This window comes from Leifsonia sp. 10N434 (genome assembly GCF_056394405.1).
This window is the reverse complement of sequence record NZ_JBFTHV010000004.1, coordinates 453526-478427: the sequence shown is the minus strand read 5'-3', so window position 1 is coordinate 478427 and position 24902 is coordinate 453526. Positions and strand designations below refer to the sequence as shown.

The 24902-nt window shown below is 67.3% G+C and carries 23 protein-coding genes and 1 tRNA gene; 10 read left to right on the top strand and 14 right to left on the bottom strand.

Going from position 1 to position 24902, the window contains the following annotated elements; translation table 11 throughout:
* Nucleotides 1-289 (bottom strand): methyltransferase domain-containing protein (locus tag AC1DB1_RS13615; protein WP_477201155.1); only part of this gene is annotated, 289 nt, incomplete at its 3' end.
* Nucleotides 290-685: 396 nt separating this feature from the next.
* Here AC1DB1_RS13615 and AC1DB1_RS13610 point away from each other — a divergent pair.
* The 4 genes from AC1DB1_RS13610 to AC1DB1_RS13595 all read left to right on the top strand — a co-directional run bounded on the left by AC1DB1_RS13610 (nucleotide 686) and on the right by AC1DB1_RS13595 (nucleotide 2767).
* Nucleotides 686-967 (top strand): hypothetical protein, encoded by a 282-nt coding sequence (locus AC1DB1_RS13610; RefSeq protein WP_477201154.1) that lies wholly within the window; start codon nucleotides 686-688, stop codon nucleotides 965-967.
* Nucleotides 968-1528: 561 nt separating this feature from the next.
* On the top strand, nucleotides 1529-1783 hold the full coding sequence (locus AC1DB1_RS13605) for a hypothetical protein (protein ID WP_477201153.1): 255 nt from the start codon (nucleotides 1529-1531) through the stop codon (nucleotides 1781-1783).
* A complete protein-coding gene (locus tag AC1DB1_RS13600; protein ID WP_477201152.1) occupies nucleotides 1780-2199 on the top strand; it encodes a hypothetical protein in 420 nt (139 codons plus the stop codon). Before AC1DB1_RS13605 ends, AC1DB1_RS13600 begins: the two co-directional genes overlap by 4 nt.
* A gap of 355 nt (nucleotides 2200-2554) precedes the next feature.
* Nucleotides 2555-2767, top strand: coding sequence for a hypothetical protein (locus AC1DB1_RS13595; RefSeq protein ID WP_477201151.1), 213 nt, complete (start codon nucleotides 2555-2557; stop codon nucleotides 2765-2767).
* A 23-nt stretch (nucleotides 2768-2790) separates the two neighbouring features.
* On the opposite strand, the gene AC1DB1_RS13590 is transcribed toward AC1DB1_RS13595, so the two are convergent.
* Nucleotides 2791-3105: a hypothetical protein gene (locus AC1DB1_RS13590; protein ID WP_271177209.1), complete on the bottom strand. Its 315-nt coding sequence runs from the start codon at nucleotides 3103-3105 to the stop codon at nucleotides 2791-2793.
* A gap of 220 nt (nucleotides 3106-3325) precedes the next feature.
* Nucleotides 3326-3853 carry a hypothetical protein gene (locus AC1DB1_RS13585; RefSeq protein WP_271177210.1) on the bottom strand — a complete coding sequence of 176 codons (528 nt, stop codon included), beginning with the start codon at nucleotides 3851-3853 and terminating at the stop codon, nucleotides 3326-3328.
* Between the two features lie 836 nt (nucleotides 3854-4689).
* On the opposite strand from AC1DB1_RS13585, the gene AC1DB1_RS13580 reads away from it, so the two are divergent.
* Entirely contained in the window at nucleotides 4690-5850 is a 1161-nt protein-coding gene (locus AC1DB1_RS13580; protein WP_477201150.1) for a tyrosine-type recombinase/integrase, read from the top strand.
* A gap of 9 nt (nucleotides 5851-5859) precedes the next feature.
* Here the strand turns inward: AC1DB1_RS13580 and AC1DB1_RS13575 are convergent.
* Nucleotides 5860-5932, bottom strand: a tRNA-Lys gene (locus AC1DB1_RS13575).
* A 112-nt stretch (nucleotides 5933-6044) separates the two neighbouring features.
* Between AC1DB1_RS13575 and AC1DB1_RS13570 the strand changes: the two genes are divergently transcribed.
* The 4 genes from AC1DB1_RS13570 (at nucleotide 6045) to AC1DB1_RS13555 (ending at nucleotide 10004) form a co-directional block, all read left to right on the top strand.
* Nucleotides 6045-6674, top strand: coding sequence for a DNA-directed RNA polymerase subunit beta (locus AC1DB1_RS13570; protein WP_271175564.1), 630 nt, complete (start codon nucleotides 6045-6047; stop codon nucleotides 6672-6674).
* Between the two features lie 168 nt (nucleotides 6675-6842).
* On the top strand, nucleotides 6843-8288 hold the full coding sequence (gene gad, locus AC1DB1_RS13565) for a glutamate decarboxylase (protein WP_477201149.1): 1446 nt from the start codon (nucleotides 6843-6845) through the stop codon (nucleotides 8286-8288).
* 289 nt (nucleotides 8289-8577) lie between these two features.
* Nucleotides 8578-9162, top strand: coding sequence for a sigma-70 family RNA polymerase sigma factor (locus tag AC1DB1_RS13560; protein WP_271175562.1), 585 nt, complete (start codon nucleotides 8578-8580; stop codon nucleotides 9160-9162).
* Nucleotides 9159-10004: an anti-sigma factor gene (locus AC1DB1_RS13555; RefSeq protein WP_477201148.1), complete on the top strand. Its 846-nt coding sequence runs from the start codon at nucleotides 9159-9161 to the stop codon at nucleotides 10002-10004. The genes AC1DB1_RS13560 and AC1DB1_RS13555 overlap by 4 nt, the downstream gene beginning before the upstream one ends.
* A gap of 151 nt (nucleotides 10005-10155) precedes the next feature.
* On the opposite strand, the gene pstB is transcribed toward AC1DB1_RS13555, so the two are convergent.
* The 10 genes from pstB to AC1DB1_RS13505 form a co-directional block, all read right to left on the bottom strand.
* Complete coding sequence (gene pstB / locus AC1DB1_RS13550; RefSeq protein WP_271175560.1) at nucleotides 10156-10935, bottom strand: phosphate ABC transporter ATP-binding protein PstB; 780 nt, start codon at nucleotides 10933-10935, stop codon at nucleotides 10156-10158.
* Between the two features lie 32 nt (nucleotides 10936-10967).
* Nucleotides 10968-12053, bottom strand: a complete 1086-nt coding sequence (gene pstA, locus AC1DB1_RS13545; protein WP_477201147.1) for a phosphate ABC transporter permease PstA — start codon at nucleotides 12051-12053, stop codon at nucleotides 10968-10970.
* Nucleotides 12053-13000, bottom strand: a complete 948-nt coding sequence (gene pstC, locus AC1DB1_RS13540) for a phosphate ABC transporter permease subunit PstC (RefSeq protein ID WP_477201146.1) — start codon at nucleotides 12998-13000, stop codon at nucleotides 12053-12055. The genes pstA and pstC overlap by 1 nt, the downstream gene beginning before the upstream one ends.
* Before the next feature lie 110 nt (nucleotides 13001-13110).
* Entirely contained in the window at nucleotides 13111-14205 is a 1095-nt protein-coding gene (gene pstS / locus AC1DB1_RS13535) for a phosphate ABC transporter substrate-binding protein PstS (protein WP_477201145.1), read from the bottom strand.
* 107 nt (nucleotides 14206-14312) lie between these two features.
* Nucleotides 14313-17477 (bottom strand): DEAD/DEAH box helicase, encoded by a 3165-nt coding sequence (locus AC1DB1_RS13530; protein WP_477201144.1) that lies wholly within the window; start codon nucleotides 17475-17477, stop codon nucleotides 14313-14315.
* Nucleotides 17478-17528: 51 nt separating this feature from the next.
* The gene (locus AC1DB1_RS13525; RefSeq protein WP_477201143.1) at nucleotides 17529-18464 is read right to left on the bottom strand and encodes an NUDIX hydrolase; all 936 of its coding nucleotides are present in this window, start codon (nucleotides 18462-18464) and stop codon (nucleotides 17529-17531) included.
* Nucleotides 18461-20659 (bottom strand): RNA degradosome polyphosphate kinase, encoded by a 2199-nt coding sequence (locus tag AC1DB1_RS13520; RefSeq protein ID WP_271175554.1) that lies wholly within the window; start codon nucleotides 20657-20659, stop codon nucleotides 18461-18463. Before AC1DB1_RS13520 ends, AC1DB1_RS13525 begins: the two co-directional genes overlap by 4 nt.
* Nucleotides 20623-22563, bottom strand: coding sequence for an HNH endonuclease signature motif containing protein (locus tag AC1DB1_RS13515; RefSeq protein ID WP_477201142.1), 1941 nt, complete (start codon nucleotides 22561-22563; stop codon nucleotides 20623-20625). The genes AC1DB1_RS13520 and AC1DB1_RS13515 overlap by 37 nt, the downstream gene beginning before the upstream one ends.
* A 148-nt stretch (nucleotides 22564-22711) precedes the next feature.
* Nucleotides 22712-23764 carry a GNAT family N-acetyltransferase gene (locus AC1DB1_RS13510; RefSeq protein WP_477201141.1) on the bottom strand — a complete coding sequence of 351 codons (1053 nt, stop codon included), beginning with the start codon at nucleotides 23762-23764 and terminating at the stop codon, nucleotides 22712-22714.
* Nucleotides 23733-24425, bottom strand: a complete 693-nt coding sequence (locus tag AC1DB1_RS13505; protein WP_271175551.1) for a response regulator transcription factor — start codon at nucleotides 24423-24425, stop codon at nucleotides 23733-23735. The genes AC1DB1_RS13510 and AC1DB1_RS13505 overlap by 32 nt, the downstream gene beginning before the upstream one ends.
* Nucleotides 24426-24511: 86 nt before the next feature.
* On the opposite strand from AC1DB1_RS13505, the gene AC1DB1_RS13500 reads away from it, so the two are divergent.
* A complete protein-coding gene (locus tag AC1DB1_RS13500) occupies nucleotides 24512-24823 on the top strand; it encodes a hypothetical protein (RefSeq protein ID WP_477201140.1) in 312 nt (103 codons plus the stop codon).
* Nucleotides 24824-24902: the final 79 nt, after the last annotated feature.

Genomic DNA, 24902 nt, shown 5'->3' with positions numbered 1-24902 from the left:
CCTCGAAACTGATTTCCGGGTAATTCGTGCGCGCTATCTCAATGAGCCGGGGTGAAAGGTCGATGCCACTGATGTTGAGACCGCGGTCGCGCAGGTAGGCCGTGACCCAACCAGGGCCGCAGCCTGCGTCGAGGACGCGCCCCTCCCGTCCAACAAGCGATGAGAAGAGGTCCAAGAATGAATTTGCGACCGGCACCCGATCCATCGCAGCCCGAGTGAAGTCCGCGTAGTTAGCTGCAACGGTGTCATACGACTGGCGAGTGGTTTCAATCCAATTCGGGTCGCCCACCCGCCCACCATAGAGATCCGATCAATTCCCCGGCGCTACAACACGCTCGAGGCGGCGAACCGGTCACAGAGCGATCGTCACCTATCGCCCGTAAGCCGATCCCTCTGCGGGCACAGGTCCGCACGTAGCTTTGCTTCACAGGAGGGCGCCCGAGCGCGAGTCGCTGCCCCTATGCTCGGCTCCTAATTCGGCAGCCGCGATCATGTGCGTCGCATACGCGCGGGCGGTCGGACCTGTACTGACTTTGCTGGCTACCCACTATCGGGGCCTATCCGCTAGATTCGGTCGTTGGCTGCGGTGTCTGTTATCCGAGGAACGGTTGATCGCGCCGCGGCCCACACACTTCACAAGCTCGTACTCGAGCCAGCGTATTTACCAGAATTGGACCGACCAACGATGAAGCCACACCAGCCGGGGGTGGGCGGCGATGATCTACACGAGACGGCCCGGCAGCGCACCCTCCGTTCCAGCCTTCTCCTCACCGTGGCCGTCCAGACCGGTGCGTTCCTTCTGATCGCGGTCGTGCTTCGGCTCCTCGACGCGCTGACCGATTCGATGGTCTTCGGCATTCTGGGGGCATGGGTGGGACTGACCTTGTGGGAGATCTTCAAGCAATGGCAGGCCCGCCACCCGGCAACACATGGCCGGAACCCGACAGACGGAGAGGTCGACCTCTGAACGCAACTCGGTCGACTACCCGTCGCTGGTCAGTGTTGCCACCCGCAGCGTCCACGGGCTCTCGAGGTCGAACAATGATCGCGGTGTACGAATCTGTCGGATGAACGAGACCCCCTACAGCGCCGCGTGCAGGCGGCGCTACCGGCGGGGAGGGATCGTGTTACGCGCACGACGGCTGACGACGCTCAGAGGTTCGGTGGTGCGGCGTTGCTGGTCACTGGGGCGGAGAGGCTAAGCCGAACCATATTGCGCGCGCCGAGCGCGAGGTTGTGGCGCTGGGTGTGTGATCAGAGGGGCCGTCCGTGGCGCGAAGGCGTCTCGCCCTTGACGCGAAAGATGATGTCGCGCCACGCGCTCTCTCGCATCGCCGCCAGATTGACCGTCCTGGGCAGGGGTCACGTAGCCTGTGTGTAGGGGGAATTGATGAGTTCGAAGTGGGCGCGTTTCGCACTGATTGCTATTGCCACTATGTGCGTCGGTGGGTGCTCAGATCATCCCGCCGAGATTGTCCACAATTCCAACTCATCGTCGTCATCTCCAACGAGTTCAACGATCGCAACCGTGACGATCAGCGCAGCGGAGATTGAGCGATGCGGTGATGAATCCATTCGAACTCGTATCGCTGACGCGTTGTCGCAGACCAATATCTCAGAAGACAACAGTCCGCTTGCTCTCCCGCAGGATCTCGTCAGCCCCGACCTAGCGGCGAAGCAGCTGCTGAAATGGGACACGCTCTCGAGTGCTGAACGCGCCTACCAGCTCTGCTTCAACTACCAGCAGGGGAGTTTCAACTCTTCCGCGATCATTGAACAGTGATCGACCTGAAAGAGGAGCCACCTGAACCCAGACGGTCGGAGCCGAGGGCGGAGCGCACGATGACCACGACGAGTCCAACGGCCAGCTCCTCCGGATGGAGAATGCTCCGTTGGTACATCATCGCGGCGATTCCCATGTTCTTCCTCTACCTGTTCATGGGAGCCCTGCCGTTTCGATGGGCCGCTGAACTCGGGTGGTGGCCAGCGGACTACAACACCGACCTCGGCGAGGCGCAAGTGGCGTTCCAGCTCGGCGGGTACGGCTGTGTGGTGGTGCTTGCTTTCGCAGTTCCCCTCATAACAGTTCAGACGGCGCAAGGACTGAGGTTGCGCGTCAACGCGACCGCTGTCCTGCTTCTCGTTGTCGCCCTGCCCGTCGTCTCCTGGGGAATCGGCTTAGCACTCTGGTTCATTTGACGATCGCTTACCGAGAATTCTCGGATGAGGGCTGCTGGTTCAAGGCGTCACGGCCCGCGACCGGGGTGATCACGGCGGCACCCTCGATAAGGTGCGGGTCATCTGTGACGAGAAGATCAGCTTGAAGGCGAGCCACTGCGAGGTACTCAGCCGGTCGAGGATCGGGCCATCCGAGGTCACGGGCGATCCTCCACGCGGTCGCACGTGAGACCCGATCTCCCAAGAGCCGGATCTTCATCTCGGCGAACTGTTCCAACTCACGCCGGCCCTCGTTCTCACTCAGATGTCCTGCCCGAACTTCGCTGAACAGTAGGCACAACACGTCTGACCGGAGGACGGCGGGTGCAACGAGCTGATGGCCAGCAGAAAGAGCGACGTGGTGCCGGATGAGGGCCATACATGTTGGGGCGTCGATGGCGAACCGGGTCATCTGTCGATCATCCGCGATTCCTACCGCAAGCACCACCGGATGTTCGTCGAGCAGGGACCTCTCGCTTGCTTCGGACATCGATCGCTGACCGAAGGCTTCGATGGCGGATCGCTCACCGGGACAACGAGCTGGCTCTGAAGTGCCCCGTAATCCGTGCGGCGTCAGCCGGCTAGTGGTCTTACGCGACCGCCGGCCGTGAGCTGGAGGTGCGCTCCCCACTGGCCGCACTGCCCGTCGGAGAGACGAGCAATCGCCTGGATGGACCCGACCGGAGTCGAGTCGCGGATCGGATCAATTGTGACGTCGACTGTATCGCCGTGGTGGAACGGTGTCATCGGGTCCTGCCCCGTGACCACGACATTGCTGTTTCCGGCGGTGCAGTTGCCGCCGACGCATACCCGCACGTTGGTGTCCGGATGAGCTTTGATCCAAGCCTTCACATCCACCGAGATTTGGGGAGCTGGCGTGACCGCCATGCCGCAGCCTCCGGCCTGGCCGCAGCCTGTCAGGCCAATGCTTAGCAGCACGACAACCGTCGCTGCCCACCCGGAGCTTTTCTGTCGACTTCGCACACCGCGACGCTATCGCTGAGTGGCGGTTAGTCGCTTCGGTTGTGGTAGACGTGTCTCAGGCGTCGTGGGCGCAAGCGGATCCATCAGCGGGCGGCGTGGCCTTGGTTGGATCGGGATGCCCCTCTCACCAGGTGGCGGGGTGTACGAAGTCTGCCGCTGGCCGGCCGAGCCATTGCGTGAGCCGCATGGTGAGATCCATGTCGGCCAGCCGTGCCGTGCGTAAGTTGGTTAGGCGGCTCGGCGTGCACCCGAACTGGGCGGCCAGTGCAGTCCAGGTGAGTTCGTGCCTGCGCCGCTGATCGTTCACGGCGGCGTAAAGCTGAGGTAGGTCCCACCGCAGGCGAACGTCAGTCCCGATGGTGGGTAAGCGTGTGTCATCGAGCTCCCGCCGGTCTCCGATCAGGAATTCCTCGGGGGCTCGGTCGAGCCATTGCAGCAGCATCAGGGCGTACTGACAGGACATCGAGCCGCGCTTGACTGTGCGGACCAATGCGCCTGAACAGACCGCGTGGTCGTTCAGCGCAGCCCTCAACCTGCTTGACTGGTCGGTCAGTTCCTGTGCCAGGTCGGGCCACCCGAGGCCCAACTCGGAGCGTCGGGCGTCTAGCGCAGCGACCAAGGCGTCCCCGTTGAACACGGGAGCGATTGCCATGGGTGGAGTAAACCACGTCCACGCCGTCATATCCAGCGCACCCCAGCGTCTGTTTCATTAGCCGGTCGATCAGCGCGACGCCCATTGCGCCCGGCGCTAATTCGGTGGCTAGCGCATTTCGCGGCAGCGCAATTCCCATAAGACCCGCCCGCAAACATGCCCGGCGATGGTGCCTCAAACGCTACCGCCCGAAGTGTGCTCATCGGTGACGCACGCGTCTTCACCAAACGTCCAAGATCTCACGCGCAACACAACGCGCTCTATACCCTCGACGTCGACGAGGAGAAATCCCCGTCGACGACGGCCTCACGGGAACCGATCGTGAACGGCCCGGGCACCGCGAAGCGCTGGCAGCGGTATGCGCCGGCCACTAAGTGGCCATCGCGAAGCTCGACCGGTTCCTGCCAGAAGCACATGAGAGGGTTCGTTCGCCGGTTGAGATCGCCCGCCATCGTCCTGGAAGTTGGGCCATCCTTGTCGGTATTGCGCTAGCCACGCTGGCAACTTGAGGGGCCACGCCGTGCGGTTCGCTGCTTGACCGGTCTCATCCATCCGCCCCGCTCGAGGCATTCTCGCGCGCTGAGCGACCGCGTCAAGGGTGCAGCTCCGCTGCATCGCGGAGCGACGCGCAGGGCCCTTGACCCGGTCGCTCAACGCGCCATTCTCAGCCGTCGGGGCGGACGAAGGCACTGTGGGATTCCTGGCAAGGATGTGGTTTGCGCGCCAAATCGAGGGCGAAACCACAACGTGTAAGTGAGGGCGTTTTTTCGAGTGGCCTTTCCGCCGCCCGGACAGTGTCGGCGGGCGGCTGGATACTCACGAACGGGGTGAGGTCGATGGGGAGCATAAGCGCGTACGACACGGCCGCCGGGCGGCGCTACCGGGTCCGATACCGTACGCCGGGCCACCAGCAGACCGACAAGCGGGGATTCAGAACCAAGTACGAGGCCCAGCTCTATTTGGCCTCGCTCGAATTGGCGAAAGCTCGAGGCGACTATGTGCCCGCTGCTCGCGCTGGCATCGACTTCGGGGCCTGGAGCGAAAAGTGGATCGACTCGCTCGTGCAGGTCAAACCCAGCACGCTCCAGGGTTACGTCTCGATCACCAGGGGCCGTCTTCAGCCGCGCTGGGGTTCGACGCCGTTGAACGCGATCACGCACTCGGACCTCCAGTCCTGGATCTCTGACGAGAACAGCAGAGTGGGCGCCCGGACGGTCCGTTCATATCACCGGGTGTTCTCGATGATTCTCAAGTACGCCGTCCGCGATGGACGGCTGGGCCGCAACCCGGCCGACGGTATCCGACTGCCTCGAATTCGGCCGAAGAAGCATCCATACCTGACTCACGCCCAATTGCACGAGCTGGCCGAGTTGTGCGGCTCAGAGGGCCTTGTGGTGCTGTTCCTCGGCTACACCGGCTTGCGTTGGGGTGAGCTGGCAGCGCTCGAAGTCCGGAATGTCGAATTCGCTCGTCGGCGGATCCAAGTAGAGCGGGCCGTCGTGGAACTCACCGATGGCAGGTTGGTCTATGGCACTCCGAAGAATCACCAGCAGCGCAGCGTTCCCTTCCCCGCTTTTCTTGCGGACGAGCTCACGGATCTGGTCCGCGAAAGAGGCTCCCGCGAACTGCTCTTCCGGTCGCCGAACGGTCACCCGCTCCGCGTGAACAACTGGAAGCGGAAGGCGTTCGACAAAGCAGCGGACGAGCTGAGCGAGAGGCACCCGGATCTCCTGCGGCCGACGGTCCACGACCTTCGTCACACCGCGGCAAGCCTGGCAATTTCGGCGGGCGCGAACGTCAAAGCGGTGCAGCGGATGCTCGGTCACGCCTCCGCAGCGATGACACTCGACGTCTACGCCGACCTCTTCGACGATGACCTGGATGCCGTTGGAGACGCATTGAGCCGCCTTGGGTCCCCAGAAGTTGTGGGCAAACCGTGGGCAAATCCAGAAATTGCGACTTCGGGAGTGGCTGGAAACGGCGTCGGGTCCCTTTGATTCACTGGGTGGGCCCGGTGGGGCTCGAACCCACGACCCGCGGATTAAAAGTCCGATGCTCTGCCAACTGAGCTACAGGCCCATACGTTTCTAATCTAGCGTGAATCGCGGAGCCCTTCGAACGTGCCGTCGGGGGTTCCGCGTGCGGCGAAATGATTTCGGCTCGGGGCGCAAGCGGGCGGAGAATGGAGCCCATGACGGAGCACTTCCACAAGCCGACGACGTTCCCGAGCGGCATGTTCGAGGCCTTCATGGGCGGCGAGGATCCGGCGCAGATCAGCCGGGTCGCCCACGAGACGGCGCACGCCCTGCTGAACCGGGTGCGCGCGGATCCGGATGCGCAGATCGTGGACCGGCTCGTCGAGTTCACCGACGCCCACGGCATCGACGCCATCGCCGAGCTGTGGTCGCGGTCCAACGCACGCAGTCTTCCGGGGGCGCTCTGGCGCATCTACCTGCTGCGGTTGCTGATCCGGCAGGATCCGGTGGGCACCGCCTTCTTCTTCCAGCGCGGTTCCGAGATCGTCCCCACCATCGACCCCGTAGTGGCCGGCGCATCGACGCCGACCGGACCCGACGAGATCACCGACCTCGCCGACCGCATCCTGCGCGGACTGTTCGAGGGGGACTTCGCCGTCGCGCTCGACCGGGCGGCCGCGTTCTGCCGCGTGACAGCTGCCGGATGCGCATCCGTCGCCGACGATCAGGATGCGACGGCTCCCGAACGTGCGAGCGAGCTGACGACACGTGCACTCCGCTTCACCCGCACCGCCGAGGAGCTCACCTCGTGCGCGCGGCTGTGGCGCCACGAGTCGCTCGACTGACCCGGCCCGCACACCCGCGAGCGCACGGGCCCGCGTACGAGCGCACCCGCGCACGCGCACGCGCACCCGCCAGCGCACGCACACCGCCGCGCACGAGCGCGCCCGCCCACGCAAGATCACCCTCCCGGGGTGACGCCGTCGCCCGCGGCCGTTCCTAACGTGTGAGGCATGACCACCACGCCCGAATCTCAGACCGGCACGTCCTCTTCGCGCCCCAGCAGCACGCCCGTCCACGCGTTCACCGGGATCGGCGACCACAACCAGCTGAATCCGCTCTTCGCCCGCGTGGGCGAGTCCACCGACTTTCCGCTCAACACCCTGCCGCCGGGGGAGACCCTCCCGGAGACCGCGTACCAGGTGGTGCACGACGAGTCGATGCTCGACGGGAACGCCCGCCTGAACCTCGCCACCTTCGTGGGCACGTGGATGGACGACTACGCGACCAAGCTGTACGCCGAGTCCCTCGACAAGAACATGATCGACAAAGACGAGTACCCGCAGACGGCGGCCATCGAGACGCGCTGCTGGAAGATGCTCGCCGGTCTCTGGAACGCTCCCGACCCGGAGAACGCCCTCGGCACCTCGACCATCGGTTCGTCCGAAGCGTGCATGCTCGGCGGTCTCTCGCTCAAGCGCCGGTGGCAGAAGGCGCGTCGAGCGCAGGGCAAGCCGACGGACAAGCCCAACCTGATCCTCTCCAGCGCCGTGCAGGTGTGCTGGGAGAAGTTCTGCAACTACTGGGATGTCGAGGCCCGCTACGTCCCCATCTCCCTCGAGCACAAGGTCCTCGACGGCCACGACCTCGAGAACTACGTCGACGAGAACACCATCGGCGTCGTCGGGATCATGGGCGTCACCTACACCGGGATGTACGAGCCCATCGCCGAGATCTCCGCAGCGCTCGACCGCATCCAGGAGAAGAGCGGCTGGGATGTCAAGATCCACGTCGACGGAGCATCCGGCGGCATGATCGCCCCCTTCCTCCAGCCCGAGCTGCACTGGGACTTCCGCGTCGACCGGGTCGTCTCGATCAGCACCTCGGCGCACAAGTACGGGCTGGTGTATCCCGGTCTGGGCTGGGTCATCTGGCGCACCGCCGCCGACCTCGACCCCGACCTCGTGTTCGACGTCACCTACCTCGGCGGCCACATGCCCACCTTCGCGCTCAACTTCTCGCGGCCCGGTGCGCAGGTGCTCCTGCAGTACTACCTGTTCCTCCGGCTGGGCTGGGACGGCTACTACCGCGTGCAGAAGGCCTGTCAGGATGTCGCCCTGTACCTTTCGGGCGAGATCGCGAAGATCGACGCATTCGAGTTGTGGAACGACGGGGGAGACATCCCGGTATTCGCCTGGCAGCTGCGGAAGGGCTACACGGACAAGTGGAACCTCTATCACCTGTCCGAGCGGCTGCGGCTCAAGGGCTGGCTGATCCCGGCCTATCCCATGCCCGACGATCTCGCCGACCTCGTGGTGCAGCGCATCGTGGTGCGCAACGGGCTCAGCCGTAACCTCGCCGAATCGCTCGTGCTCGACATCCGGGACGCCGTCGAGTACCTCGACCGCCTGGAGGCGCCGATGCCGACCGAGGGTCTCGTGTCGACCTTCACGCATTGAGGTGCGCCGACCGGTTCGGCCAGCGCTCCCGGCTGACACCCCCGGCCGGCTGAGCCGCGTGCGATGTTCTCCCGCTGCGAACGCCACGCCGTGACCGCCGGCCGGATGCTCGGGTAAACTTGATCAGTGCCGGGCCGCAGTAACCCCGGGCTCCAAAATTAGCCGCTCCGAGCGGCCTCGCGCCGAGAGGCGTTCTGCGGCCCGGCGCTTCTCGTTCGCGGATCGTCAGGGTACTGTCGACGCCGTGGTGTTCGCGCGTGAGCCGGCGGGGACCTGCGATGCTGGAACTATGCCGGAAGAGAGCGGGAACGACGTGGATGACGCCGCAGCCGTGACTCTCGACGACCTCCTGCGTTCCACGGCCACGGGAGACCAGGCCGCCTTCTCCGAGCTCTACGACCAGACGGCACCGCGCGTGCTCGGGCTCGTCCGCCGGGTTCTCGTCGATCCGTCGCAGTCCGAGGAGGTCGCCCAGGAGGTCTTCCTCGAGATCTGGCAATCCGCTTCGCGGTTCGATCCGAATAAAGGTCGAGCGCTGACGTGGATCATGACCATGGCCCACCGCCGCGCGATCGACCGGGTCCGCGCCGCGCAGGCGTCGAGGAACCGGGATACGGCTGTCGGGATCCGTGACATCCCCGTCGGCTACGACCAGGTGGCGGAGACCGTCGAGGTGCGTGTCGAGCACGAAAGGGTGGAGGTGGCGATGGCCAAGCTGTCGGACGCCCAACGCCAAGCCGTGATGCTCGCGTACTACGGCGGACTCAGTCAGAGCGAGGTGGCCGAGCACCTCGGGATCCCGCTCGGCACAGCGAAAACTCGGCTGCGCGATGCGATGATACGGCTACGAGACGAACTGGGGGTGACACCATGACCGACGGCAGGCAGGACACCCCTGCGCGCCTAGGCTACGAGCTCGGCGCCGAGACGCCGGACGAGGCGCTCGAGTTCGAGTCGGTGGCGGCCCAGCTGGGTCTGGCCGCCGATGCGGTCGCCCCGCCGCCGTCGCTCAAGGCGGACCTCTTCGCCAAGCTCGCGTCCACCCCGCAACTCCCCGCGACCCCGGATGCGGCCCAGCCGGCCGTCGAGACCCCGGATGCGGCCCCATCCGTCGCGCCTGTCGCTGACACGCGCGCAGAGACACGCACAGAGACCGGCACCGAGACGCGCGCCGAGACCGGCACAGGCACAGAGACGCGCGCAGAGACCGGCACAGGCACAGAGACGCGCGCCGAGACCAAGGCCCGCGCGCGCTGGTTCACGCGTCCGGTCGCGATCGTCTCCGCCGCGGCGGCCGCCGTGCTGCTCTTCGTCGGGGGCGTGTTCCTCGGCAACAGCATCGGAGCGGGCAACTCGTTCCAGGTGCAGCAGGCAACGGCTCTCGCCAGCATCAACGCCGCCCCGGACGTGCAGCGCGCCACCGCGCCGGTCGAAGGCGGCGGAACGGCCACCCTCGTCTGGTCGGGCGAACTGGGCAAGTCGGCGCTCGTCGCGAAGGACCTGCCCGCGCTGCCGAACGACAAGACCTACGAGCTCTGGTACATCCGCGACGGCACGGCGACCCCGGCGGGAACGATGACCGCCTCCGAGGCCGGCGCCACGTGGCGTGTGCTCGCCGGCACCATGTCGGCCGGCGACGCCGTCGGTGTCACCGTCGAGCCCGCCGGAGGCTCGAAGCAGCCGACGACCAAGCCGATCGTCGCCATCGCCTCCTGAGTGTGCTCGCGCATCGCGCATCCCGCCCGCGCGCATCCGGCCCGGCTCACACGCAATCGAGTCCGAACTTATTGCGGTGAAACGCCGGGTTTCAGGGCAACAAGTTCGGACTCGATTGTGTGCAGCGCCCGGTGTGAAAAGCCGGGGCGGATCAGCCGAAGCGGCCGGAGACGTAGTCTTCCGTGGCCTGCACGCTCGGGTTCGAGAAGATCATGTTCGTGTCGTTGTACTCGATGAGCTTGCCGGGCTTGCCGGTGCCCGCGATGTTGAAGAACGCGGTGCGGTCGGAGACGCGCGACGCCTGCTGCATGTTGTGGGTCACGATCACGATCGTGTAGTCGTTCTTGAGCTCCTCGATCAGGTCCTCGATCGCGAGGGTCGAGATCGGGTCGAGGGCCGAGCAGGGCTCGTCCATCAGCAGCACATCGGGGGAGACGGCGATCGCCCGCGCGATGCAGAGACGCTGCTGCTGGCCGCCCGACAGGCCGGAGCCCGGCAGCGCGAGGCGGTCCTTCACCTCGTTCCAGAGGTTGGCGCCGCGCAGCGACGACTCGACCAGCTCGTCCGCCTCGGACTTCGACATCCGGCGGTTGTTGAGCTTGACGCCCGCGAGCACGTTGTCGCGGATCGACATGGTCGGGAACGGGTTGGGGCGCTGGAAGACCATGCCCACCTGGCGACGCACCAGCACCGGGTCGACGCCCGGGCCGTAGAGGTTGTTGCCGTCGATCATGACCTCGCCGTCGACGCGGGCGCCGGGGATCACCTCGTGCATCCGGTTGAGGGTGCGGAGGAAGGTCGACTTGCCGCAGCCCGACGGGCCGATGAAGGCCGTGACGGTGCGGGGCTCGATGGTGAGGGAGACGCCCTCGACGGCCAGGAAGCTGCTGTAGTAGACGTTCAGGTCGTTGACTTCGATGCGCTTGGACACGTGTGGGTTCCTTGGGTCGGGTCGGTGACGGCTCAGCGGCCGTACTTGGGGGCGAAGGCTTTGGCGATGATGCGGGCGACGAGGTTCAGCAGCATCACGATGATGATCAGGGCGAGCGCGCCGGTCCAGGCCCGGTCGATGGACGCCTGCGCGTGCAGGCCGGCCGCCTGCGTGTACTGCGTGTACACGAACACCGGAAGGGTCATCATCCGGTCGTTGAACAGGTCGTAGTTCATGCTCGTCGTGAAGCCGGCGACGATCAGCAGCGGGGCCGTCTCGCCGATCACGCGGGCGATCGAGAGCATGATGCCCGTGGTCAGACCGGCGAGGGAGGTCGGGAGCACGATCTTGAGAACCGTGAGCCACTTCGGCACGCCAAGTGCGTAGGACGCCTCGCGCAGCTCGTTCGGCACGAGCCGCAGGATCTCCTCGCTCGAGCGCACGACGACCGGGATCATCAGCACCGAGAGGGCGATCGACCCCATGAAGCCGCTGCGCACGCCCGGTCCGAAGAACAGGGCGAACAGCGCGTAGGCGAAGAGGCCGGCGACGATCGACGGGATGCCCGTCATGACGTCGACGAAGAAGGTGATGCCCCTGGCGAGCATCCCGCGGCCGTACTCGACCAGGTAGATCGACGTGAGCAGACCGATCGGAACCGAGATCAGCGCCGCCATGAGCGTGATCAGCAGGGTGCCGACGATCGCGTGCAGCGCGCCGCCGCCATCGCCGATCACGTTGCGCATCGACTCCGAGAAGAACTGCAGGTCGAAACGGGCGAGGCCGCTGACGATGACCGTCCAGCCGAGCGAGATGAGGGGGAGGAGCGCGATGATGAACGCGGTGGCCACCAGGGAGGTGACCAGCCGGTCCTTCGCCTTGCGCGAGCCTTCGACCAGCAGCGACGTGAGGTAGATCACCACGTCGAACAGCACCGTTCCGAAGAAGATCGCGCCGACGATGTTGAAGTCCTTCGTCGCACCGCTGGCGGCGAGGATCGCGAAGATCGCGCCGAAGACGATCCAGGAGCCGACCAGCATCATCCACGCGGACCCGCGCGGGAGCTTGCCGGCGGTGAGCGAGTTCGTCATCGGCCGGGAGAGCGTCGCAGTGGTCATCAGTTCGCTCCAGAGAATGCCTTGCGGCGGTTGACGATGTAGCGGGCCAGCATGTTGATGAGCAGCGTCACCACGAACAGCACCAGGCCGGATGCGATGAGGGCGTTCGTCGATACCCCTGTCGCCTCGGGGAACTGGAGCGCGATGTTGGCCGCGATCGTGTTCGGACTCTGCGCCTGCAGCACCGCGAACTTCACGATGAGCGCCGGCGAGAGCACCATGGCGATGGCCAGCGTCTCGCCCAGCGCGCGGCCGAGGCCGAGCATGATGGCGGAGATGATGCCCGACCGGGCGAACGGCAGCACGGCCATCCTGACCATCTCCCAGCGGGTGGCGCCGAGGGCGAGGGCGGCCTCCTCGTGGAGGCGCGGCGTCTGCAGGAAGACCTCGCGGCAGATCGCGGTCATGATCGGGATGACCATCACGGCGAGCACGATCGCGGCGGTGAGGATGGTGCGGCCGGTGCCGGAGATGGGCGGCGCGAAGAGCGGGATCCAGCCGAGGTTCTCCCCGAGCCACACGTAGAACGGCTGCACGAAGGTGGCGAGCGTCGCGATGCCCCAGAGGCCGAAGACGACCGAGGGCACCGCGGCGAGGAGGTCGATGATGTAGCCGAGGGTCTGAGCGACACGCCTCGGTGCGTAGTGCGAGATGAAGAGCGCGATGCCGATCGAGAGCGGTGTCGCAATGATCAGGGCGAGCAGGGCCGCCCAGATCGTGCCGAACACGAGCGGCCAGACGAAGGTCCAGAAGTTGGTCGCGTCGTTGGGGAGGGTCCCCGGCTTCGCGAAGATCGCGGGAAGGCTCTGGACGATGAGGAAGATCGCGACGGCCGCGAGCACGGCCAGGATCAGGGATCCGGCTACGACGGTGCTGGTGGAGAACACACGATCGCCGAGGCGGATCTTCGCCTTCGGCTTGATGGCACCTGCTGTTCCGGCGGTCATTCCTGTTTCTCTCGTCGGGTTCGGGTGGGGTGATGCGGGGCGCTGCTGGGTGGTGCGGGAGCACCGCTCGGCCCGGGCTCATTATCAGCCCAGGCCGAGCGGCGACGGAACTACTTGATGGTGGCGACGGCCTTGCTGACCTTGCTCGCGAGGTCGCTCGACAGCGGCGCGGAACCGGCCTGCTCGGCGGCGGCCTTCTGGGCGGCGTCGCTCACGACGTAGTCGACGTAGCCCTTGACGAGGTCGGCCTTGGCCGAGTCCTTGTACTCCTGGCACGCGATCACGTAGCTGACCAGGACCAGCGGCCAGGCACCCTTGGTGGTGTCCTTGCGGTTGATCTGGATGGCCAGGTCGTTGGCCTCGCGGCCCGAGGCGATCGGCGACGCGGCGACGACAGCGGCAGCACCGTCGGCGCTGATCTTCTCGAAGTTGTCGCCCACCTTGAGCTGCGCGATGCTGAGGCCGGCCGAACCGGACTCGTCGATGTAGGTGATCGAGTTCTTGGCGTTCTTCGTGGCGTCTGCGACACCCGAGGTGCCCTTGGCGGCGTCACCGACCTGGAACGGGAACGTCTGCCCAGCCGGCTTCGTCCACACCTCGGGGGCGTTGGCCGCGAGGTAGTCGGTGAAGTTCTGCGTGGTGCCCGAGTCGTCGGAGCGGTGCACGACCGTGATGTTCGCCGAGGGGAGCGTGGCGCCGGAGTTCAGGGCCGCGATCTTCGGGTCGTTCCAGGTCTTGATGGCGCCCGAGAAGATGCCGGCGATGGTAGCGGCGTCGAGCTTGAGGTCCTTCAGGCCGTCGACGTTGTACGCGATGGCGATCGGGGAGATGTAGACGGGGAGGTCGATGCCCTTGGAGCCCGCGGCGCAACCGGCGAAGGTGCTGGCCAGCTCGGTGTCCTTGAGCGCGGCGTCGGAGCCCGCGTAGTCGGCGGCACCCGAGATGAAGCTGGTGCGGCCGGCGCCGGAACCCTGCGGGTCGTAGTTGATGGTGACCTTGGGGTTGTCCTGCTGGAAGCCGGCGATCCAGGTGGTCTGCGCGGTGCCCTGGGCGGACGAGCCGATGCCGTTCAACGTGCCAGAGAGGTTCGACGGGGCGGCCGAGGTGGTCGCCGGGGTGCTGCCCTCGTTCGACGCACAGGCCGTGAGAGAGATGGCGGCAGCGGCCAGGATGGCCAGAGGAGCGCCAAGACGCTTGAGTTTCACAGTTGTCCCTTCCGGGGATCAGTAACAACAGGACGGGGTCGGTGCGACCCGCGTGCGACGCTATTCCCGGTGTCTGACCAGAGTCCCCCGCACTGGTAAACGGAAGGTTAACGAGACGTGTGCTCTTGGGTGCCTTCGGTGCCGGCGTTCAGGGTATTCGCGGACTCCGCGGACTTCGCGGACTCCGCGGCCTCGCGATCCCGCGGCGGCCTTGGCCGTGCGCGCGGCAACCTGGCGGTCCCGTCGTCGAGCAACTCCCGGATGTCGTCCGCCGTCAGCGCCGCGTCGAACATCTCGCCGTCGTCGAGTACCGCATCGAACAGCCGGGACTTCTTCGCCTTGAGCTCCATCACCTTCTCTTCGATGGTGCCTGCGGCCACGAGCCGGTAGACCATCACGCGCTTCGTCTGGCCGATGCGGTGCGCGCGGTCGACCGCCTGGTTCTCCACAGCCGGATTCCACCAGGGATCGAGCAGGAACACGTAGTCGGCCTCGACCAGGTTGAGGCCGAAGCCGCCCGCGCGCAGGCTGATCAGGAACACGGGCGCCTCGCCATCCCGGAACCCGTCGATCACCTCCGCGCGGCGACGCGTCGAGCCGTCGAGGTACACGTGGTCGATGCCGTGCTCGGTCAGTCGTTCCGAGACCTTCGCGAGATAGGTCGTGAACTGACTGAAGACCAGCGCCCGGTGTCCCTCGGCCAGCACGTCGTCGAGCTGCTCGAGCAGGGCGTCGATCTTGCTCGACGGAACGTGCGCGAACTCGCCGTGGGGCCGCCCCTCGTCGTCGACCGTGTCGATGAGCGATGCATCGAGGCTGAGCCGCCGGAGCAGGGTGAGCGAGCGCAGCACGTTGAACCGCTGGCGGTCGAGATCGTCGACCAGGTCGAGGATCTTCTGGCGTTCCCGCTGCAGGTACGCGTCGTAGAGGCGACGGTGCGCGGGCGCGAGCTCGACCGACAGCGTCTGCTCCTGCTTCTCGGGCAGTTCGGGCGCGACGTCGTCTTTGGTGCGGCGCAGCATCAGCGGCCGGATGCGGCGCCGCAGCGTCGCGAGGCGTCGTTCGGCCACCTCGTCGGCGGCCTCGATCGGCCGGGCGTAGTGCAGTGCGAACCGGTGGACCGGCGGGAGCAGCCCCGGCGCGACGATCGCGAGCAGCGCCCACAGTTCGAGCAGGTCGTTCTCGAGCGGCGTCCCCGTGATCGCGAGTTTGAACGGGGCATCCAGGTCGCGCGCGCAGCGATGGATGCGGGACGTGCGGTTCTTGACGAACTGCGCCTCGTCGAGGATCAGGCCGGACCAGCGCAGGGCGCGGAACCGGTCGAAGTCGAGCCGGAACACCGCGTACGACACGACGACCATGTCGGCTCCGGCGGCTGCGGTCGCGAGGGTGCGCCCCGCCTTCTCGCGACCCGACACCGTCACCACGGACAGCTGCGGAGCGAAGCGGGCCGCCTCGCTCACCCAGTTCGACACCACGGAGGCGGGTGCCACGACCAGGAACGGGGCGGCGAGTGCGGTGCCCGCGGCTTCTGCCTCTTCCTTCGCGCGGGCGATCAGGGCCAGCGTCTGCAGCGTCTTGCCGAGCCCCATGTCGTCGGCCAGGATGCCGCCCAGTCGCTGGCTCCAGAGGAAGTGCAGCCAGCGGTAGCCGGTCTCCTGGTACGGCCGGAGAGTCGCCTGCACGGGCGGGAGCGGTACCGCGCGCACCACCTCGGGCGTTCCGGAGCCATCCTGCGCGGCGAACGCCAGCAGCCCCTCCACCGCAGTGCGCCAGCGCGGATCCTGCTCCGTCTCGTCGGCGAGCTCCTCGAACTCGCTCCACGCCGCGGCCTGCGAACGGCTCAGCCGGAGTTCGCCCGTCTCCCATTCCGGGAACGTCGCCGCGTCGTCGATGAGCTCGCGCAGACTCTGGAAGACCGGGCGATCGAGCGTGAGGTACGAGTTGTCGACGAGCAGCAGCTTCTTCGCGCCGCGGGAGAGCGCGCGGAACAGGGGAGTGAACGGAATCGTCCGCCCCTCCACCGTCACCACCACGCCGAGGTCGAACCAGTCCGTGCGCTCGCTCTCCTTCGCGGTGATCGTGAGCTCCGGCACTCCGTCCAGTTCGCGGTAGTCCGGCCGGTGGCCGCGTTCCTCGACCGTGAGTTCGCGCAGCCGCAGCAGCTCGGGCAGCACGTGCTCCGTGAACGCCGCCGCGTCGAGACCGCGGAGCGTGTCCGGCGTGCCGGGCACCAGCGGGCCAGGCACCACTGCCGCCGCCGTCGCGAGCACCTCGGCCTCGGCGCCCTCGTCGTGGAAGGTCTCCGCCCCACCGGGCGTGCCGACCGGGCGACGCGAGGTCGCCCTGCCCGTGCGGTAGACCCACTCCCAGCTGAGCTCGACGCTCTGGCCCGCGCGGTGCTGCACGACCAGGGTCAGCGCGGGGGGAGCGATCGCCGGGAACGCGACCGACCCATCCGGGCTCGCGATCCGCACCGTCTGCCGGAGCCGGGGGTAGGCATCCGAGAAGAACTCCGCGACGCCGGCCGCCGGGATGCTGATAGAACGTCGATCGAGAAGCCGCTGCTGCTCGATCGTGAGCCCGCCGGCGACCGGGGCGAGCACGATCGACGGCGGCGACGACGGCGATCCCTCCCACTCGACCGCGTACAGCCCGTGATCCGCGATTCGTCCCACCCGATCGACCGGATGCACGTGCCCGTCGATCGTCGCCGCCGTCGACAGCCGCAGGCCGCCATCCGTCGTGCGCGTGGCGTCGAGGGAGATCGAGCCGTCGCCCGCGACCCGCACCACGCCGTTGGCCTTGCTCGTGACGAGCTCGACGCCGGCCGCGCCGGCGTCGGCGAGGAGGTTCCAGAGCAGCGGGCTCTCGTAGTCGTCGAGCAGGATGCGGTCCCTGTCTTGCGCGTAGCCGGGAGGCGTCGACGGCCGGAGCGCGGCGAGCTGGCTGAACCACGCCGTCTGGCGTCGGTCGATCGAGAGCCGGTGCACGTGGAACTGCAGCGTCCCCCAGCCGATCCCCGACGTCGTCCAGCGTCCAGAGCTCCCGAGCACCGCCGGTCGGACCGCGAGCACGAGCGGCTCCGTCGAGCCTGGCGTCGCGGTCACCGTCGTCGGCGCCGAGTGCTGCCACCGTTCGCTCGGCTTGCGGGTGCGCTGCCGCACGTCGAACTGCAACGCCACGCGGCCGCCTCCCGTCTGCGGTCCGGAGGGATCCGGGCGCGAGAGGCCGGCGAGCGTGTCTTTCCAGGACGGGTCGGCGGAAGGCACCCGTCCAGACTCTCACGTGCGGCGGACATCCGACGCGGGCCGCCATCCGCCTCAGGCGATCGGCGAGTACGTCTCGATCGAGATGATGCCCGAGCTCGGGTTCGTCACCGAGAGGTGCACCACCGAGAATCCGCCCGTATCGAGGTCGGCCGCCTCGTTGAGGTATGCCCCGGGCATCGTCCCCGTCGCCAGCGCGATCTCGCGCATGATCTCGGGGAGCACGGGGCCGTGGCTGCAGAGCACCGCCGTCTTGCGGGAGCGGATGCGCTTGCCGACGATCTCGCGCGCCGTGCCCTGCCCCTCCTCGTACGCTTCCTGACTGATGCCGTGATCCTTGTGCGGCTTGATCCCCGTCGCCGCCGCGATCGGCGCCACCGTGCCAACGCAGCGCACCGCGTCGCTCGTCACGATGCGGCGCGGCTGCCAGGCCAGGAGCGTCGGCACATTGCTGAATGCCTGCTTCACCCCGCGGTCCGTCAGCGGCCGGGACGCATCACTGCCGTTCCAGTCGCCCCGCGGGACCGCCTTGCCGTGGCGCAGTGCGATCAGTGCGAACGTCGACGTGATCCCCTGTCGCAGCAAGCGCGCGAACTCGTCGAGGATCTCCACATCCCGTTCGTACGTCAGGTAGCCCCTGGCCTTCTTCACCGTCACCCATTCGATCGCCGCGATCTCACCGTTCGGCACGAACGTCGAGTGCGCGATCGCCTTGTCGCTGACCTCCGCCGCCCAGTAGTGCACGATCTTGTCGCGACCGCTGCTGAGCGGATACGTCGACACCCCGAGCGGCACGCCGAGGGCGACCGACAGGCCCGTCTCCTCCTCGATCTCGCGCACCGCCGTCTGCGGCAGCGTCTCTCCGGGATCGACCTTTCCCTTGGGGATCGTCACGTCGCCGTACTTCGTGCGGTGCACCACGAGAACGACGACCTTGTCGTCCACGATGCGCCAGCACACGGCGCCCGCGGCGTAGATGGCCGAGCTCACCGCCTGGTTCCCGTGCGGGTCGAACGGGGACGGTGGCCGAGCTGCTGGATCAGCTTGGTCTGAAGGTCGTCGAGCGGCTTACCGTTCTCGTCGAGGTGGTGACGCGTCCAGACGCCAGAGGACTCGAGCGTCCACGCCGACGTGCGCTCGTCGAACGCGCGGTCGAACAGGGCGTCGAGCTCGCGCAGGTGATCCGGATCCGTGAGCCGCACCAGCGCCTCCACGCGACGGTCGAGGTTGCGGTGCATCATGTCCGCGCTGCCGATGTACACCTGCGGGTCGCCGTCGTTCACGAACGAGAAGATCCGCGAGTGCTCCAGGTAGCGGCCCAGGATCGAGCGCACCCGGATGTTCGACGACAGTCCCGGCTCGCCAGGACGCAGACCGCAGATCCCGCGCACCCAGAGGTCGACAGGCACGCCCGCCTCGCTCGCCCGGTACAGCGCGTCGATGATCGCCTCGTCCACGATCGAGTTCAGCTTGATCCGGATGCCCGACGGCTTGCCCGCCGCCGCATTCGCCGTCTCCGTCTGGATGCGCTTCAGCAGTCCCTTGCGCAGGTGCAGCGGAGCGACCAGCAGCCGCTTGAACTTCTTCTCGATCGCGTAGCCCGAGAGCTCGTTGAACAGACGCGTCAGGTCTTTGCCCACCTGGTCGTCCGCCGTCAGCAGCCCCAGGTCTTCGTAGATGCGCGACGTCTTCGGGTTGTAGTTTCCCGTGCCGATGTGGCTGTAGTGCCGCAGGACGCCCTTCTCCTCGCGCACCACCAGCGCCAGCTTGCAGTGCGTCTTCAGGCCCACGAGCCCGTAGACCACGTGCACCCCCGCCTTCTCGAGCTTTCGCGCCCACGAGATGTTGTTCTGCTCGTCGAAGCGCGCCTTGATCTCCACCAGCGCCAGCACCTGCTTGCCCGACTCCGCCGCGTCGATCAGCGCTTCCACGATCGGGCTGTCGCCTGACGTGCGGTACAGCGTCTGCTTGATCGCGAGCACGTGCGGGTCCGCCGCCGCCTGCTCCAGGAACGCCTGCACACTCGTCGCGAACGACTCGTACGGGTGGTGGAGCAGGATGTCCTGACGGGCCACTGCCGAGAACACATCCGGCTTGGCGTTCGGCTCGCTCGGCATCAGCTGCGGCGCCGTCGTCGGCACGTGGTTCGGGTAGTGCAGGTCGGGCCGGTCGATCTTCGCCAGGTCGAACAGACCGCCCAGGTCGAGCGGCGACGGCAGGCGATAGACCTCCTGCTCCGTCACATCGAGTTCGCGCACCAGCAGACCGAGCGTCACGTCGTCCATGTCGTCGGTCACCTCGAGGCGGATCGGCGGACCGAACCGGCGGCGCAGCAGCTCACGCTCCAGCGCTTGGATCAGGTTCTCCGTCTCGTCCTCGTCGACCTCGACGTCTTCGTTGCGTGTCACGCGGAACACGTGGTGGTCGAGGATCTCCATCCCCGGGAACAGGTCGCCGAGGTGGTTCGCGATGAGGTCTTCGAGCGGGATGAACCGCATCTGGTCGACCGTCTCGCGCTGGTCGATGCGGACGAACCGCGGCAGCATCTGCGGCACCTTCAGGCGGGCGAACTGCTCCTTGCCCGTGCGAGAGTTGCGCACCCGCACCGAGAGGTTGAGCGACAGGCCCGAGATGTAGGGGAACGGGTGCGCCGGGTCCACCGCCAGGGGCATCAGCACCGGGAAGATCTGCTGCGAGAACACCTCGCGCATCTGTGCGCGGTCCGCCTCGTCCAGCTCGGACCAGACCGCCACCGTGATGCCGGCCTCCTCGAGGGCGGGGAGCACCTGGTCGCGGTACACCTTCGCGTGGCGTGCCTGCAGCTCGTGCGCCTTCTCCGAGATGTCCGCCAGCACATCGACGGGCGCGCGGCCCACATTCGTCGGCACCGCCAGTCCCGTCGCGATGCGGCGCTTGAGGCCGGCGACGCGCACCATGAAGAACTCGTCGAGGTTCGTCGCGAAGATCGCGAGGAAGTTGGCGCGCTCGAGCACCGGGAGGCTCGGGTCTTCCGCCAGCTCCAGCACACGCTGGTTGAACGCCAGCCAGCTGACCTCGCGGTCGAGGTAGCGGTTCTCCGGAAGCGTGGGGTCGGGTTCGTAGACGAACGGCGCGAAGTCGTCGTCGAAGTCACTGCCGAAGCTTCCGCTCAGTCCCGTGTCAAGGAGTGTGTTCTCGCCGTCCATTCCAACATCATTGCACCCGGCGCGAGGTAGGGGCAGCGCCCCAGGTTAACTGTGGGGAAACCCGGCGTGCCGGCCGGGCGTGGCGGCGTGGCCGGCGACGTGCGCGCGGGCATCGGCGAGGGGTGGCCGGGAGCGTTGACAGGGCGCGATGGTGGTGCTTGTCGCCGGGCTGCGGCAGGTTGGGAGTGAGTGCCGGCGCCCCGACGCGCCGGCGTGCTCGCTGGCACCAGACGCGCAGGGGTGACCACTCGAGTGTGGATGCGTGGAGGATCACCCCGCGTGGTCAGGAGGCGACGCGATCCGGGAGCGCGATGCGTTCCCCCTCGTCGTGCCCGGCGACGTGGGTCGACGTGGGGCGGCGGGATGAAGTAGGGCACGCGGTCGCGCACCTCGATCTGCCATTCGTCGTCGTGGATGCGGTGGTGATGCCGGCTGCACAGGAGGACGCCGTTGTCGAGATCGGTCGTTCCGCCGTGCGCGTTCCACCAGCGGATGTGGTGGGCTTCCGTGTACGAGGGCGGATGCGGGCATCCGGCCCAGGCGCACCCGCCGTCGCGTTCGGCCAGGGCGAGCTTCTGGGCACGGCTGAACAGCCGGCGTGCGCGACCGAGATCGAGCACCTCGCCTTCTGCGCCGAGGACGACCGGGATGATGTTCGCGTCGGCGGCCATGCGCCGCACGGTGGATGCACTCAGCGGAGCTTCGACTCCGTCGATCTCCCCTCGCCCGACGCCGCTGGTGAGCGCGTCGAGGCTCATGCGCACCACGATCGTGACGGGCGGCCGCCCGGCCGTCGTCGGCTGCGTGCAGCCCGCGATGTGACGGAACACCTCGGTGGCCTCATCGGACCGGAGCTGATCGAGCGTGCGCGGTTCGGCGATTCCGTCGGCTCCGCTGCCGTTCGCGCCGACCGGCTCGGTGTCGGTGAAGCGGACCGTGCGCAGGTGGGCGCCGACGAGACTGTCGATGCCGCTGACGACGTAGGCCGCGGACTCCGGGTCGAGGTACCAGTCGATGTGCGTGAGGCCCTCGCGCGTGGTGCGGATGGTGAGTGAGCGCCGGCGGTGCTGCAGTTGCTCCCGGGGCTCGATGCCGTCGTCATCGAGCCGGTCGCGCACGTGGCCGGCGAGAACCCGCACCTCCTCGACGGTCAGGTCGGGCGCGTGCTCGACGAGAAGTCGTTCCCCCGCGGAGAGCGCATCGGTGCCGCAGCCTGGCGCGGCCTTGTCGAGCTCGCGAACGATCACCGCCGCCTGATCGACGCTGACCCGGCCGAGGCGCTCGAACTCGCTGGGCAACGCCATCGCGTCGTCAGTAGCAGTGTCGGCTGTAGCAGTGTCGGCTGTAGCAGTGTCGGCTGTAGCAGTGTCGGCTGTAGCAGTGTCGGCTGTAGCAGTGTCGTCTGTAGCAGTGTCGGCTGTAGCAGTGTCGGCTGTAGCAGTGTCGGCTGTAGCAGTGTCGGCTGTAGCAGTGTCGGCTGTAGCAGTGTCGTCTGTAGCCGCGTCGTCTGTAGCCGCGTCGGCGATCGCGTCTGCGGGGGCGTCGAGCGCGGCGGCGAGCAACGGGTACGTGGCCGGTAGCCGTTCCCCGAGGAGACTCAGTCGCCCGCGGGTCGAGGCCCCGACCCGGCACAGCTGCCGGGCTGCACCGATCGGGATGCGCCACCGCTCCGCCAGCAGCGCGGCGGCGCTGCCGTGCCCACCGGCCGTGACGGGATTGCCGTCACCGAGTTCCATGGATCGGTGAACCAGCTCTCCGGCGACGCGGACCTTGAGAGCATCCAGCACCGCTTGCATGTCGGCGAGCGTCGTCGTCGCGTTCAGCAGTTCGTCCCGGCGCAACCGCGTCGCGTCGCCGATCCGCTCGACGAGAGCGCCGAGTGCGGAGACCGGGTTGCTGGACATGACTCCATCGAACCATGACCCACCGACATTCAGTCGGCGATTTTAGCCCTCTGACCAGCTTATTTTCTGTGGATAACTATCGGGATGACCAGCCTGTGGAGGACGCTCGGTGCCCGTGACCCGCCCGTGACCAGCCGTCAACACCCCGTCACCAGCCGGACTTCGCCTCAGCAGAGTCGACAGCGCGGCGATACTGAACGTCGACGGTCTTCTCCACGAACCCGGCCGAACGGTACAGCTGCACCGCGGCCACGTTGTCCGCCTCGACGTAGAGACCGGCCGTCGTGCATCCCCGGTCGGCGAGGCGCGTCAGTCCGGCATACAAGAGGTGACGCCCGAGTCCGTGCCCGGCGAGTGCCGCATCCACGCCGAGCACGTAGATCTCACCCTCGAGAGACCCGCCATCCGACCCGGCATCCGTTCCCGCGCCCTGGGCCTCCACCTTCACCCAGTCGTACCCTACGAGCCGACCCGACGCATCCCGCAGCAGGAGCACATCGCCGGCGTCGAACCAGGGCTCCGCCTGGCGGGCGTGCAGATCGTCGAGTGTGAGGCGCCCCTGTTCCGGATGCTGGTCGAAGATGCGCGCGTTGAGGGACACCCATTCCTCGTCGTCGGCTCCGGCCAGCATCGGCTGGAGGGTGAAACCCGCGGGCAGCGGAGGGACGTTCACTCCCGCCGCGCCCGGCACGGCTGCGCCTCCCAGCCCGGCTGCCGCGCCCGGCCCCGCTGCGCCTCCCAGCCCGGCCGCGTCTCCCGACCCCGCCGCCCCCGGCACCGGTGCCACGAGGTGCAGCAGCGTGCGGTCCAGCACGAAGCCGTGCCGTTCCGCCAGCCGCCTCGCCGCCGGATGGTCGCCGTGCGACCACGCGCTGAGGGTGCCCCGGGCGGTGGCGAGGAGGCCGCGGAGCGCCTGCTCTCCATAACCCTTGCCGCGGAACAGGGGATCGATGACGAAGTCGAGCTCGCCGCGTCCGAGGATGGCGGCACCGACGGGCCGGTCGAGGGGCAGCTCCGAGTCGCCGGGCCAGAGCCTGACGATCACGGGCGAACGGCGGCCCGATTCGACGTCGAGCCGGGACTGCTCGTTGAACGGGTCGTAGCCGTCGACGTCGATGGCGGCCGCTGCGACGTCGAAGAACGCAGCGCGCTGAACGGAGTCGGCGAAGTCAGGGACGAAGAGGCGAAGGGAGTCGCTCATTGTCTTCTTCGTACACGTTGAAGCGGTAGCCGACGTTGCGGACCGTACCGATCAGCGACTCGAGGTCGCCGAGCTTCGCCCGCAACCGCCGCACATGCACGTCGACGGTGCGCGTGCCGCCGAAGTAGTCGTAGCCCCACACCTCGCTGAGCAGCTGCTCGCGGGTGAACACCCGGGACGGATGCGTGGCGAAGAAGCGTAGGAGCTCGAACTCCTTGAAGGTGAGGTCGAGCTGCCGGCCGTGCGCCTTCGCCGAATAGCTGGCCTCGTCGATGGTGACGCCGGATGCCTGGATCTTCGTCTGCGAGTGCTCCTGCGTCTGCCGCCCGATCGCGAGCCGGATGCGCGCATCCACCTCGGCCGGCCCCGCGGTCTCGAGCACGACGTCGTTGACGCCCCAGTCGGCGCTGACGGCGGTGAGGCCGCCCTCGGTGAGAACGAGGAGCAGCGGCACCGTGATGCCGGTGGTCGTGAGGATCTTGCAGAGGGATTTGGCGCTCGCGAGGTCGCGTCGCGCATCCACGAAGATCAGGTCGCAGCTCGGGGCGTTGACGAGCGCTGCGGGCTCCGCGGGGATCTGGCGGGTGCGATGGCTCAGCAGGGCGAGCGACGGCAGCACCTCCGCGTCTGGCGCAGAGGTGAGGATCAACAACTGCGCCACTCAAGCCTCCTGAACGTGCTGTGCGGCAATGCTACCGGAAATGCATTCGCCGCTTTCCCGCATGCGATCCGGGGCACAATGGAGGGGTGAGCGAAACGACACCCGTATCCGGCGACCAGCCCCGCCTGTCCCGTGGCGCGCGCTTCGGCAGCGTCGGGACCATCTGGCTCCTCTCCCTCGTGTTCGCCGTGATCATCGCATCGGTGTCGCACGTCGATCAGTATGCGACCTGGCTCTCGCTGGCGCTCGCGGCCTGCGTGCTGGGCGCCCTGGTGGCGCAGCTCGCCACCCAGCAGAAGGACGGCTTCGTCGACCGGCTGGCGGCGAGTGTGACGGGGGCCTTCATCGTTCTCGGGGTGACCGGCGGCATCCTGGCGATCGTCGCGGCGTCGCAGTAGGCGTCGCAGTATTCGAAGCACTCCGCACAGTAGGTAGACTCGTCAGCATGCTGGTTGCCCTCGAACTCTTCTTCGTCGG